Annotated in this window: 12 protein-coding genes; 7 read left to right on the top strand and 5 right to left on the bottom strand. The window is 65.5% G+C overall.

Annotation, left to right across the window (positions count from 1 at the left end):
• The first annotated feature begins 76 nt into the window (after positions 1–76).
• Positions 77–796, top strand: coding sequence for a FadR/GntR family transcriptional regulator (locus M1M07_RS10190; protein WP_197250754.1), 720 nt, complete (start codon positions 77–79; stop codon positions 794–796).
• Positions 797–887: 91 nt separating this feature from the next.
• Here the strand turns inward: M1M07_RS10190 and M1M07_RS10185 are convergent, their stop codons facing one another.
• On the bottom strand, positions 888–2,846 hold the full coding sequence (locus tag M1M07_RS10185; RefSeq protein WP_248674045.1) for an AMP-binding protein: 1,959 nt from the start codon (positions 2,844–2,846) through the stop codon (positions 888–890).
• Positions 2,847–2,848: 2 nt separating this feature from the next.
• Positions 2,849–4,024 (bottom strand): acyl-CoA dehydrogenase family protein, encoded by a 1,176-nt coding sequence (locus M1M07_RS10180; protein ID WP_197250705.1) that lies wholly within the window; start codon positions 4,022–4,024, stop codon positions 2,849–2,851.
• Positions 4,025–4,086: 62 nt separating this feature from the next.
• Here M1M07_RS10180 and M1M07_RS10175 point away from each other — a divergent pair, with 62 nt between their 5' ends.
• Together M1M07_RS10175 and M1M07_RS10170 are read left to right on the top strand one after the other, a co-directional pair.
• Positions 4,087–4,539 (top strand): MaoC family dehydratase N-terminal domain-containing protein, encoded by a 453-nt coding sequence (locus M1M07_RS10175; protein WP_248674044.1) that lies wholly within the window; start codon positions 4,087–4,089, stop codon positions 4,537–4,539.
• Positions 4,536–4,952 (top strand): MaoC/PaaZ C-terminal domain-containing protein, encoded by a 417-nt coding sequence (locus M1M07_RS10170; protein ID WP_197250703.1) that lies wholly within the window; start codon positions 4,536–4,538, stop codon positions 4,950–4,952. The genes M1M07_RS10175 and M1M07_RS10170 overlap by 4 nt, the downstream gene beginning before the upstream one ends.
• A gap of 132 nt (positions 4,953–5,084) precedes the next feature.
• On the opposite strand, the gene M1M07_RS10165 is transcribed toward M1M07_RS10170, so the two are convergent.
• Positions 5,085–6,779, bottom strand: a complete 1,695-nt coding sequence (locus tag M1M07_RS10165; RefSeq protein WP_248674043.1) for an AMP-binding protein — start codon at positions 6,777–6,779, stop codon at positions 5,085–5,087.
• A 206-nt stretch (positions 6,780–6,985) separates the two neighbouring features.
• Positions 6,986–7,765: an enoyl-CoA hydratase/isomerase family protein gene (locus M1M07_RS10160; protein ID WP_248674042.1), complete on the bottom strand. Its 780-nt coding sequence runs from the start codon at positions 7,763–7,765 to the stop codon at positions 6,986–6,988.
• Between the two features lie 245 nt (positions 7,766–8,010).
• Between M1M07_RS10160 and M1M07_RS10155 the strand changes: the two genes are divergently transcribed.
• Positions 8,011–9,138, top strand: coding sequence for a LuxR C-terminal-related transcriptional regulator (locus tag M1M07_RS10155; RefSeq protein WP_248674041.1), 1,128 nt, complete (start codon positions 8,011–8,013; stop codon positions 9,136–9,138).
• On the top strand, positions 9,131–10,105 hold the full coding sequence (locus M1M07_RS10150; RefSeq protein WP_248674040.1) for a helix-turn-helix transcriptional regulator: 975 nt from the start codon (positions 9,131–9,133) through the stop codon (positions 10,103–10,105). Before M1M07_RS10155 ends, M1M07_RS10150 begins: the two co-directional genes overlap by 8 nt.
• A gap of 62 nt (positions 10,106–10,167) precedes the next feature.
• Here M1M07_RS10150 and M1M07_RS10145 read toward each other — a convergent pair whose 3' ends face one another.
• Positions 10,168–10,488 carry a 2Fe-2S iron-sulfur cluster-binding protein gene (locus tag M1M07_RS10145; protein WP_248674039.1) on the bottom strand — a complete coding sequence of 107 codons (321 nt, stop codon included), beginning with the start codon at positions 10,486–10,488 and terminating at the stop codon, positions 10,168–10,170.
• Between the two features lie 349 nt (positions 10,489–10,837).
• Here M1M07_RS10145 and M1M07_RS10140 point away from each other — a divergent pair, with 349 nt between their 5' ends.
• The gene (locus M1M07_RS10140; protein ID WP_248674038.1) at positions 10,838–12,160 is read left to right on the top strand and encodes a cytochrome P450; all 1,323 of its coding nucleotides are present in this window, start codon (positions 10,838–10,840) and stop codon (positions 12,158–12,160) included.
• A gap of 4 nt (positions 12,161–12,164) precedes the next feature.
• Positions 12,165–13,394: an NAD(P)/FAD-dependent oxidoreductase gene (locus tag M1M07_RS10135; protein WP_248674037.1), complete on the top strand. Its 1,230-nt coding sequence runs from the start codon at positions 12,165–12,167 to the stop codon at positions 13,392–13,394.
• Positions 13,395–13,401 lie beyond the last annotated feature (7 nt).

Here is a 13,401-nt window from a genome sequence, read left to right as displayed (position 1 = left end):
AGAAGGTGGGGGAGACATGACACCAGGCGCACCGAGCACGCCCCGCAACGGGCGTTCCTCCATCCAACTGACTCCGATGGAGGTCCCCAAAGCCTCGGACGTCCTCGCCAACGAGCTGCGCGAACGCATCCTCAGCGGGGAATACGCCGAAGGCACCCCCCTCCCCCCGGAACGCGAACTCGTCGTCCAGACGAAGATGAGCCGAACCACGGTCCGCGAGGCCCTGCGCATCCTCGAGGTACAGGGCCTGGTACGAATCAAAGCGGGACGCGCCGGCGGCGCCTTCGTCCAGCGACCCGGCGAACAGTCGATGGCCGACACCGTGGCCCTGCTCATCCGAGGACGCCAGATCCGCCTGAGCGCACTGCTCGAAACACGCGAGGCGATCGAACCGTTCTGCGCACAACTGGCCGCCCGCCATCGGACCGACGAAGATCTCGCCCGACTCGACGCCGCCAACGATGCCATCGCGGCCGCCGGCGACAAACTCGACGCATTCCTCCAGGCCAACGTCGACTGGCACATCGCCGTCGCCAGCGCGAGCCACAATGAGCTGATGTCGGGACTGATGATCTCGCTCTCCCGCGCCATCTACGCGGCCACCGAGAACGAAGGCTTCATCGACCAGAAGGTCCGCGATATCACCGTCCGGGCACACCGGTCGGTCACGAAGGCCATCCGCGACAAGGACGCCGACGCAGCACACCGGCGGATGGGCCGACACGTCCACTCCTACGCCGAATCCATCCGGGAGTTCGAAGAGCGCACCGACATTCCACTGGACCAGGAGCCCTGAGCGACGCGCATATCCGGGCTCGCGGAAGCCCCTCGCCGAACAGACACGATGGCCGCCCATACCGATTCGGTACGGGCGGCCATCGCATTACCTACCCCCGTCCGGCACCCGGCTCGACACCGGTCACCACGGCACGGATCTCCTCCACCGCCTCAGGGTTCTCGGCACCGGACAGGTCACCGGGATCAGTACCCAACGCTGCCGCCCGCACCGCGCGGCGCAAAATCTTCGCCGACCGCGTCTTCGGCAGACGCGACACTCGATGAACCACGCTGGGAGCAAACGGCTTACCCAACTCTGCGGCCACACGGGACACCAGCTCCCCCGAGATGTCCACCCCGTCCGCATCCGCGCGGGGCACCCAGAACGCCCAGACCGTTTCCCCCTTCTTCGGGTCCGGAACACCGACCGCAGCGGCCTCCGACACCGCCGGGTGCGCGGTCAGAACCGCCTCGACCTCCGCCGGGGCCAGGCGCTTGCCGGCCACGTTCATGACGTCGTCGGACCGGCCCCGGATGTACCACTGTCCGTCGCTGTCGACCAGCGCATAGTCTCCGTGCCGCCACATACCGGGGAACGTCGACCAGTACGCGTCGAGATACCGCTCCTCGTCCTTCCACACCCCCCGGGTCATCGACGGCCACGGCTGCCGGCACACCAACTCACCCTGCTCACCGCGCAGCGACCGTCCCGCGTCGTCGACGACGTCCACATCCATACCCAGCGACGGACCACCCAGCGAGCAACTCCGGATCGGTTGCACCGGATACGGTGCGAGGAACGATCCGCCCACCTCGGTACCGCCGGAGAAATTGATGATCGGGACACGGCCGCCGAACACCTCACGCGCGAGCCACTCGTACGAGTCCGGATCCCACGGCTCCCCGGTCGAGCCGATCGTGTGCACCGAGGACAAGTCGTACCGCGCGGCAACATCACTGGCCTGCCCACGCAGCGTCCGGACGAGGGTCGGAGAAACACCCAGCATCGTCACCCGATGCCGTTCGGTCAACTGCCACAACCGGTCCCGATCCGGAACGTCCGGCGAGCCCTCGTACAGCAGCAGCGTCCCACCATTGGCATGCGTGCCGACAATCGACAACGGACCCATGATCCAGCCCATATCGGTGATCCAGCAGAACACCCCGCCCGGTTTCAGATCGAACGAGTACGCCACCTCGCTCGCCGTCTTCACCAGGAACCCGGCGTGGGTATGGACCGCACCCTTGGGCTTGCCCGTCGTACCGGACGTGTAGGCCAGCGCGAACGGCTCGGAGGCGTCCATCCCCTCGATCGGAACTGTGCCCCCGCCCGCGAGCAACCCGGCCCACGAAATCTCGTGTCCACCCGATCCCGTTCCGGTACCGAGGTTGTCGACCACGACCACCGACTGCACCGTGGGGCAGGTCTTCAGAGCCTCGTCGAGGGCCGGCTTCATCGCGATCGACTTGCCTCGGCGTACGGTGCCGTCCGCGACGACCACCACTTTCGCATCGGCGTCCTGAATGCGGGACGCGATCGCGCTGGGAGCAAACCCCGAGAAGAGCGGCACGAGAACCGCACCGAGCCGGGCGACTGCGTACACCGACACGACCGCCTCGGGAATCATCGGCAGAAACAAGGCGACAGCATCGCCCCGGCCCACCCCCAACTCTCGCAGTCCGGCGGCCGCACGCTCCACCTCCGCGTCCAACTCGCGATACGTCGACGTGCGGACAGTTCCGTCCTCCGCCTCGTGCACGACGGCGAGCCGATCGGCCGCCCCCGGATCGGCGACCCAGCGCTGCAGGCACGCATCGACGACGTTCGTCCGTCCGCCGACGAACCAGTCGGGATGCTCGATGCCGCGGGAGGTATCGAGCACCTCGCGGTACGGCACCTGGAACGGCAGCCCGAGATCACGGACCACCGCATCCCAGTACCACCGCACGTCGGCGACGGACCGGGTACGCAACTCGTCGAGACCGCCGAGACCGTGCGCGCGAGCGAGCCGCGTTACGTTGGCGTTGTCGACATAGTCGGCAGTGGGGATCCACGTGTAGTCGGACATTGTCAGCTCCTCGGCATCTCGAGCATGCGCTCGGCGACGATGTTGCGCTGGATGAAGGTGGAACCACCCGCGATGGCAGTGCCGCGCGCCTGATACGCCAGCCGGAGCCAACGTGACGTACGCTGCTGCTCGTCGTCGAGCGCGAACTGGCCGCCGGCGGGCTCGAGGGACAGCCGGAAGTCCGCCAATTCTTCGACGAGCGGGCAGAAGTACAGCTTGCCGATCGACGTCACCGGGCCCGGTGGTCCGTCGTTCGCCGCCAACGTGATCACACGCTGGCCGATGAGATAGTGCACGAGCGCACGGCCGTAGAGGTCCGCGACCTTCTGCCGGATCACCGGATCGGCACCGAGCGGGCGCCCCGACTCGTCGGTCATCCCGGCGATGTCGCCGACGATATCGTCGACGGCCCGTTTGGTGTTGACCCGACCCGTGGCGATCGCCACTCGCTCGTAGGCGAGCGTGCCCATGGCCACCTTCCACCCGCCGTCGACATCGCCGACGACGAGATCGTCGGGGATGAACACGTCGTCGAGGAAGACCTCATTGAATTCGGCCTCACCGAGCATGTGGGCGAGCGGGCGAACCGTGATTCCCTCGCTGTCCATGGGAACCAGGAAGAAGGTGATGCCTTTGTGGCGTGGTCCCCCGCCCGTGCGCGCGAGCAGGATGGCATGCGCTGCGATGTGCGCTCGGCTGGTCCAGATCTTCTGTCCGTTGATCTTCCATCCGCCGTCGACCTTCGTGGCCTTGGTGCGCAGTGACGCGAGGTCGGACCCGGCTTCCGGTTCGGAGAACAACTGGCACCAGATTTCTTCTCCGGTGAGGATCGGGCGGAGGAACCGCTCCTTCTGAGCCGGTGTGCCGAAGTCGATGATGGTGGGACCGGCGAAATCCTCACCGATCGTGTTGAGTCGCTCCGGCGCCCCCACACGATCCATCTCCTCGGTGAAGATGGCTTTGCGGATCGGGTCGGCGGCCTGCCCTCCGTATTCCTTCGGCCAGGACATGCCTCCGTAGCCGGCGTCGAAGAGCAACCGTTGCCATTGCTGCCAGAACGGGACCTTGTCGACCAGATCGACCGGCTCGGGCCAGGGCAGCGTTGCGACAGCAGCCTCGGCCCATTCTCGGACTTCTGCGCGGAACCGGGCTTCGTCCGGGGAATCAGCGAGTTCCATGGAACCCCTCCTCACATATTTAGGCCGAATGATACTATAGGTCAGTCCAAAAAGGAGGCCCGATGACAGAACCGCTCAGCGTCGGAGAGCTGGACCGAGTCGACTACGACATCGAACGCGGCAAGATCCGCGAGTTCGTCCGCGCGACGTTCACCACCGATCCCGCCCACACGGACCGGGATGCCGCCCAGGCAGCCGGATTCGCCGATGTGCCCGCGACCCTCACCCACACGGTCGTCGCCGGCCATCAGCGCGACCAGCGCAAGTTCGTCGACACACTCGGCCTGGCACTCGAACGAGTGGTTGTGGGCTCGGTCAAGTGGACATATCTGCGACCCCTGATTGCCGGCGACCACGTCGTCGGCACGCGGCGCATCGTCGACGACGTGCAGCGCGAAGGCAAGCGCGGCGGATCGATGCGCATCGTGACGCTGGAGACCGAATACGTCGACACCGACGGCGATCCGGTGGTGCGACTGGAGGAAGTGCTGATCGAGCGAGGAGAACAACGATGAGAGCACCCGTGAAGGCCCACATCGGCACAGTCGCCGACACGCGCGTGATCGGCCCGATCACCCAGACGGACATCGTGCGATTCGCCGGTGCCGGAGGCGATTTCAATCCTCTGCACCACGATCCAGAGTTCGTTGCAACATCCGGGTTCCCGGGCGTCATCGCGATGGGTCAGATGCAGGCCGGGATCCTGGCCGGTTGGCTCTCCGACACATTCGGCGTCGAGCACGTCCGTTCCTTCGGCGTCCGCTTCGTCGCCCCGGTGTTCCTGGGCGACACCCTGACCGTCGGTGGGACGATCACGGCGATCACCGACACCGACGGGGAGACACGGGCCGATCTCGATCTCGTCGTCTCCGGAGCAAAGGGACCGGTTGTCACCGGTTCGGCAACGGTCGTCGTCACCGGGGCCTGACAGCCCGCCGATCGGGTTCCGAGGTCCCGTATTCGGGGACCGCCACTCACACTTCAGATTCCGACGACATTCTTCGCATCTGCACAACCGAGCGACCCCTCGACACATGGACGAGGGGCCGCTCATTCGTGGTCAGCGCGTGCTCTGTTCCAGGGAACCGGCAGCCAACTCTGCCGCGATACGCTTGCGGAGGATGTGTTTCTGGATCTTCCCGGTGGCGGTCATGGGCAACTCGGCGACCACCTCGACGCGTTCAGGGGTCTTCTGAATCGCAACTCCCCGATCGAGCAAGTAGTTGCGGAGATGGTCCAGCGTGGGAGGGTTCTGCTCCTCCTTGGGCACCACGTAGCAGCACACCTTCTCCCCGAGCCGCTCGTCCGGCATTCCCACCACGGCTAGAGCGAGGATGTCGGGGTGCTCGGCCAGCTTGTCCTCAACCTCGCGCACACTGATGTTCATGCCGCCGCGGATCACGATGTCCTTGGTCCGGCCGGTGACCCGGACGAACCCGTCGGCATCCATGACTCCGAGATCTCCGGATCTCGAAAATCCTTCGGGGGTAAAGAGTTCCGCTGTATCGTCGGGCCGGTTCAGGTACTCGATCATGTGCGAGGGCCCGCGATAGGCGATGTCGCCCTCGCTCCCCCGCGCCACCTCGAGGCCGTCCTCGCCGACAACCTTGACCTCTGCCCCCGGCAGCGCGGCGCCGTCGGAGGTGATCGCCCGGCTCGGGTCGTCCTCGATGGTGCAGGTCGTCGTGGTGAGATTCTCACTTCTCCCGTACAGCGACAGGACGGTGGTGGCGGGCAGGTCGGACTTCGCCTTCTCCACCACGGCCGCCGGGATCGGGGAGCCGGCGCACACCCAGACCCGGAGAGAGGAGAGATCGGCGTCCGGTTCCTGTTCGGCCGCAGCCAACAACGTCTGCAGGAACGTGGTGGCCGTGACCGCGGCCGTACATCCGAACTTCTCGATCTCGGCCAGCCCGCGTTTCGGGTCCCACTCCGCCATGATGTGGGTCGCCGCGCCGCTGAGCAGGGGGACGAGCACACTGGTGACGAGTCCGGTGGTATGGGTGATCGGGGACGGTCCGAATTGGACATCCGCTTCGGTGTGCCCGAAGGCCGTCTTCAGTGCACGTGCGCCCGAAGCGTAGGTATTGAAGGTGTGCAGGCAACCCTTGGGACGCGACGTGGTTCCGGACGTGTACACGATGACGAACGGGTCGTCGGGGTGGGCGCGGAAGTCGAGTTCGGTGTCGATGACATCCGGGTCCGCGTCCACGACCAGATTCTCGAGAATCTCGATGCCCCTCCCGGCCAACGTCTTACGGCTGTCGTCCGAAGCACGCACCGCGATGATCGTCTCGAGCGTCTGCGACGACCGCCGGATATCGTCGAACATCGACAGATAGTCGAAGCCCTTGAACTGTGCCGGCGCGATCGCCATCCGGATCGAGGCGTCGGCGACAACGTGTGACACCTCGTCCGTCCGATAGATCGGCATGATCGGCACCGTCACCACACCGATCCGAGCGAGGGCAGCTGCGACGACGACGAATTCCGCCCAGTTCGGCAGCTGAACGGCGACCCGGTCGCCGGCACGGAGCCCTTTTCGGTGCAGGCCGAGCGCCAGCCGCTGCGACCGGTCGTAGAGCTGCGCGAACGTCAGCTCCTGCGTGCCGTCGGTGACGAAGATCTTGTCGGGACTGCTCTCGGCGCGCGCCCGCAGAAGGTCGGTGAAGTTCTCGTCGGCCCATTGGCCACTGGCATAGAACTCCTCTACCTGCTGGGGGGTGTATCGGCCGAGATTCCGTTCGCGCGTCATGGAGGATTCCGTCCTTCTTGCTCTGCCACACGTTTACATAAAGATTAGAATGGTTAGACCGAAGTAGCAACCACTTTCGACGACATCTTCGAACACTCACCACACCCGCCGGACGAGCGGTAAACCAAGGGGCCCAGATGATTTCGCTGTCGGCGACACACCAACTCCCCGGATTCCGCCACCCCGGGCCAACCGGCAGGAAATCTTCATCGCATCTTCCACACAGGCGACCGCTTCTCCCGAAAGGCCGTGACACCCTCGACGAGATCCTCCGTGGTGAACGCAAGAGCCAGTTGAGATTGCAGCGTCGCAAGCGCGTCCGGCAGCGACATGTCACGGGTGCTGTCGATGGCATCCTTACCCAGACGCATCAGCAGCGGTGACTTCTTTGCCAGTCGGCGTGCCCACGCCCGCACCTCCGCATCGAAGTCACCGTCCGGGAACACGCGATTCACCAGCCCCAGTTCGTGCGCTTCCGCGGCAGTGAGTTTCTCTCCGTACATCATCAACTCATTCGCCTTGAGCCGGCCGACGTTCCGGTAGATGAGCGCGGAGATCATGAACGGGAACACGCCGACATTGATCTCCGGGCACCCGAAGTGGGCCGACTCCTTGGCCAGCACGAAGTCGCAGGCGAGCGCGAGCCCGAACGCGCCCGCGAGCACGTCGCCACCGGCCGCGCAGATCACCGGCTTCCCGAGACCGCCGATGAGCCGGTACAACCGCGGGAAGCGGTCCAGGCCGGCATATTTGATGATCGTCGGGGTGTCGCTCGCAAACGCCTTCAGGTCCCCGCCCGCCGAGAAGATCTTCTCGTGCGACGAGGTCAGCACGACAACCCGAACGTCGCCGTCGTCCCGCGCGCGCTCGAGCGCGGCCAGAAGCTCGTCCAAGAGGTCGTCGGATAGGGCGTTGCGAGTTTCCGGACGGTCGAGAGTGAGGACCGCGACGTGCTCGTCGACGTCGTAACGCACAGAGGGGGCCATACCGGCGATCCTTTCAATTTTGGTCTTACCATTCGACCCTAGCGCCACAGAGGGAGGCGAGCAAGAGCCGATGAAGCGATTCCCGAAAGTGGGTGACGAAATTGGACTGACCATATACATTGGAGTCGGCCGCAAGACGACAGCAAAAGCCCAGGTGGCGCCGCTCTACACTGTGTGTGAGGCCACAAGGAAGCGGGCCGGTGCCGTCACCGTCCATGTGGCTGCCGTGGCACGAGGAGTAATGAGTGGTCAATTCGACGAGTTCGTTCGAGCTTGCCGACCAGGCGGTTGCGGAGTTGCAGGAACTACTCGGAAACGAGCCGGGCCTGATTCGCCCGGTGAGTGGCGAGCTTGATCCGGCAGCGATCCGCGCATGCGCACTCCGCAAGCTTCGGGAGGGCACCGACTCCCCAGAACAGGCAGTCCGGCTCGCCGAACTCGTGATGCGCCTCGACGCCGACCGGCAGAACGACATCTCGCGCCGCCTGCGCATGCACACCGAGCAGTTCGAGAAGCTCCAACGCGTCGTACGCAGCATCGATGCCGGATCCGACCGGATCGCGCAGACCGTGACGCAGGAACTGTGCACGAACCTCGGGTACGCCAAAGCCATGTTCTCCGTCGTCCGCGGTTCCACGTGGTCACCCATCGCGCTCGCTGTACACCCCGAGCTGACCGGGGACTTCCGCCCTCTCCTCGAGGCGATCGACGGTCGGGAGATCTCGCTGCGGGAAGCACCACGCGAAGCCGAACTGGTCCGTCGCCGCCGTCCGTATGCAGTGGATGCGGCCGACACCTACCGGCACACGTACCGTCCCCTGATCGACCTGTCGCGTCCGGCGGGGTACATCGCCGTTCCCGTCGTCGTCGACTCCCGTGCAGTGGCGATGATCCACGTCGACCGGCAAAGCGACGGGTTGTCCGACACCGATGTCCACATCGTCGGCGCGCTCGCGGCCGTGTGTGCCTCGTCGAAGGAACGCGCCGACCTGCGAAGGCAGATCTGCGCGCGCAACGAGCACATCGATACCGAGATCCGACGTCTCACCAAGGCACTGCAGCACCTCGAACAGGCACCGGTGACGATGCCCGAGCTCGATACCCGTGAACCGTCGAACCCCGAGGAACCGATCCCGGACGGTGGATCGCGGGCCACGGTCATTCCGCGCGCGCAATCGCTGACCGCCCGCGAGCACGAAGTGCTCACGCTCCTGGCGACCGGCGCGACGAACGCGGCAATCTCCCGGCGACTCTGCATTTCCGACGGCACCGTCAAGAGCCATGTCCAGCGGATTTTCAAGAAGCTCGGAGTATCCACGCGCGCCGAGGTGGCGGCCCTGTACGCCAACACCAAGACGGTGACCGATGGCTGACGTGCCGGAAGCGGATTCACAACCGGACACTGGGGACACCGAGCTCGATCGCGCCGTCTCGGGCATCCTCACCGAGTTGCGCACCGCCACCCCCGAGCGCGCGGCCGAACTCGGCCGGCGTCTCGCCGATCTCCTCGATCGCCGGAAGGCGCTCGTAGAGAGTCGAACCGACGACATCGAGGCAATCGCGTCAGGCATCGATGTCGCCGGCCACGCCTTGGGCGATGCCGCCTCGAGCACCGAACTCATGCAACGCGCGTGTGAGCGCGTCGCCGAACTCTGCTCTGCGCGAACGGTCGTGCTGTCTCGATTCGAGGAGGATCGGATCATTCCCGTGGTCTCCTTCACCACCGATCCAGATATCACGCCGTCACTGCCCCTCGGATTCGACCTCGCGCCGGGCTCTCCCGAAGAGCATGCGCTCGCGGCAAACACGGTCACGGTCGATGAACTCGTTCCCGAGTCGATGCGAAACACTCTGGGCAACAACGGTTTCTCCACAGTTCCGGTCGTGGTCGACGGGCGTGCGGCGGCCTTCGTGCACGTCGACACGATGTTGGATCCTCCACGGCGCCACGCCCTGAGCGTGTTCGCGGAAATGCTCGGCGGTCAGTTCGAGCGGGTCGGCCTCGAAGCGCGTCGCGAGCGCCAGAACCTCCTCCTCCGCGACAGCGCCCGGCGATGGAGCAGCAACACCGACTTCGACGCCCTGTCCCCACGCGGCGCGGCCAACAATGCACCGCCTCCCGCGGAGAACGACGTGGATCGGCGCCTGCTCGATCCGCTCACCGAGCGCGAAGCGGACGTCGTCCGGCTGATTCTCACCGGTGCGTCGAACGCCTCGATCGCGGCCGAGCTGGTCATCACCGTCGACACGGTCAAGTCGCATGTGAAACGCATTCTCCGAAAATTGGGCGCTACCAACCGCGCCGAGCTGATCGCGAAGTATCGGTCCACCCCGCGGTGACCCGGCGGCTCCGCCCCGTGACCCGGCCCCAGCCGGTGGGCCCGCCGAGTCGCGCCGCGTCGTCAGTCGCCCGAAGCCGGCACGGTCACCTTGACGGTGTCCACGTCGGGGGTCAGCACCAGCTGGCAAGCGAGGCGAGAGCACGGCTGGACACCATCGAGAAACTCGAGAAGGTCCTGTTCCTCTGGTGTCGGCTCACTGAACACCGCGGCGGAACCTTCGTCCACGTACACGTGGCAGGTTGCGCACGAGCAGCTGCCCCCGCATTCGGCGACGATGCCGGGAAGGTTGTTGCGTACCGATCCGTCCATCACAGTCTGGCCGGACGGGACGTCGACGGACGCCGTCGAACCATCCGGAAGCTGGTACACGACGTTGGGCATGGCAATCTCCTTCGGGTCGACCGGTGAACATCTGCGCGGTCGTCGCGGGTGCGGGGCGATGCACCCGGATGGGTACGGCCGCGTTCTCCATGACCGAAATTGTGTCGCCGGTCACTGGACGCGCACATCACCACATCGGCCGATTACCCCCCTCCCATGGGGTGAAAACTGCGCCGCCACCAGCAAGCGACAGCAGAGTGACCGGGGCCACATCCCCCGTTAGATAGACAACTTTCGTTCGCTGGTGTGATGCCCCTCACCCCCGCTGCTGACAGGCTGAACTCACATCGGCCGACGTGAGCGCCGCAGCGTTCGGCGCCACATCTCACAGCATCACGAAGGGGATTCGATGAGCACTACAGAGCAGGTCACAGAGCTGATCCCGGACGCCGTCGCCCGCCGGATCGTGTTGCCCGAAGGGCACCGGGACAACGACGAGTTGTTCGAGGCCTACCGTTGGTTGCGCGAGAACAATCCACTCGGCCGTGCTGTCGTCGAGGGGTACGACCCGCTGTGGCTGGTGAGCAAGCACGACGACATCATGGAGATCGAGCGTCAGCCCGACATCTTCACCAGCGCGGGTGGTGAGAACAAGGGGTCGGTCAACCCGATCTTGGCGAACCAGGCCGGCGACGAGTTCACCAAGAGCATCAACAACGGCAGTCTCCGCATCCTGGAGACGCTCACCTACCTCGATCCGCCCGAGCACACCGAGATCAAGGACATCGCCGTCGACTGGTTCCGGCCGACCAACCTCGCGAAGTGGGAAACCACCATCCGTGACCTGGCGAAGGCGTCCGTCGCCCGACTCCTCGAGACAGACGGCCGCATCGACTTCGTCAAGGACTTCGCCCTGTACTACCCCCTGCACGTCATCATGAGCCTGTTCGGGGTGCCCGAGGAGGACGAGCCCCGCATGATGGCCCTGACGCAGGAGTTCTTCGGGACGGCCGACCCCGACGCCATCCGCGAGGATGTCGAACCGCTCACCCCGGACGCCGCCGCCAAGCAGTGGGTGGCCACGATCCAGGACTTCTACGCCTACTTCGAACGACTGCTCCAGGATCGCCGCGCCAACCCCCGGGACGACCTCGCCACGATCATCTCCCTCGCCCGCGACAAGAACGGTGACTACTACCCGAACGAGGTGGCCTACGGCTGGTTCATCGCCATCGCGACCGCGGGCCACGACACCACCTCGAGCACTCTTGCGGGAGGCATTCTCGAACTCGGTCGCAACCCGGACCAACTCGCCAAGGTGAAGGCCGATCTGTCGCTCGCTCCGCACCTTGTGAACGAGTCGCTGCGTTGGGCCTCGCCGGTCAAGCATTTCATGCGTCAGGCGACGCAGGACTACACGCTGCGCGGCCGTGACATCAAGAAGGGCGACCGCTTCATGTTGCTGTACCAGTCGGGCAATCGCGACGCGGAGGTCATCCCCGACCCCGATCGCTTCGACATCACCCGCCGGCCCAACAAGCACATCGCCTTCGGCTACGGCCCGCACATGTGCATCGGCCAGCACCTGGCGAAGCTGGAGCTGCGGATCATGTTCGAGGAACTGCTCCCCCACATCGAGTCGCTCCAACTGGTGGACGACACCAAGATGATCCAGACCAATTTCGTCGGCGGCCTCAAGAACATGCCCGTCGAGATCGAGTTCGCCGGGTAGCACGATGCCCACGCCACACCCCTCACCCACCGTGGTGATCGTCGGGGCCGGGCATGCCGGTGGCACACTCGCCGGTCTGCTCCGCCAACAGAAGTTCGACGGCCGAATCATCCTGTGCGGAGAGGAAACACATCCGCCGTATCATCGCCCGCCTCTGTCGAAGAAGTACGCCGACGACGAGTTCGTGCAATGGCTCAAGCCGGAATCGTTCTACGTCGACAACGCCATCGACACCCGACTGGGTGACCAGGTCGTGCACATCGACCGGGACGCCCGCACTGCGACGACGGCGTCCGGTTCCATCCTCGAGTACACGACGCTCGTCCTCGCCACCGGCGCCGCACCACGGACGCTGACCATCCCCGGTAGTGATCTCGACGGTGTCCTGAGCCTGCGCACGCTCGCCGACGCCGCGCAATTGCGCAAGGCAGTCCACAGCGGATCCTCGCTGGCCATCGTCGGTGGCGGGTACGTCGGACTCGAGGTCGCGGCATCGGCCCGCGCCCGCGGGGGCGAGGTCACGGTCATCGAGCGGGAGGAACGGGTACTGGCCCGGGTCGCCAGCCCGGAACTGTCCGCCGCCCTCACCCGCTTCCACCGAGACCGCGGCACGCGCATCCTCACAGGTGCCGAGGTCCGGGAAATCACCGGGACAGCCGGTCGCGTCGGTGGAGTCACCCTCGCCGACGGCACCGACATCGCGTGTGACCTGGTACTGGTGGGAGTGGGAGCGATCCCCAATGACGCGCTGGCGCGGGAGGCAGGCATCGAGTGCCTCGCCGGGGTCGTGGTGGACGGTTCGGCCCGCACCAGCGATCCGCATGTCCTCGCCATCGGGGACGTGACCTATCGCCTGCACGACACCCTCGGCAAGATGGTGCGACTGGAAAGCATTCCCAGCGCGGTGGAACAGGCGAAACAGGCGGCCGCTGTCATCATGAGCGCACCCCGGCCACCACACGAGGTGCCGTGGTTCTGGTCCGATCAGTTCGACCTGAGGATGAAGATGGCCGGGATGGTCGATCCCGACACCCGGGCTGTTCTGCGCGGAGATCCGTCCGAGTCCTCCTTCGCCTTGTTCCACCTCGACAGCGACGGCGTCCCCGTCGCCGTCGAGACCGTAAACGCCGCAGCCGAATTCATGGCCGGCAAACGCTTTATCGGCGACCGCACCAAGCTCGACCCCACCGCACTCGCCGACCCCGCGACCTCGTTGCGGGACGCCGTTCTGTAGAGCATTT

The organism is Rhodococcus sp. HM1 (genome assembly GCF_023218075.1).
Lineage (GTDB): Bacteria > Actinomycetota > Actinomycetes > Mycobacteriales > Mycobacteriaceae > Rhodococcus.
This window is presented reverse-complemented; position numbering and strand designations above follow the sequence as displayed.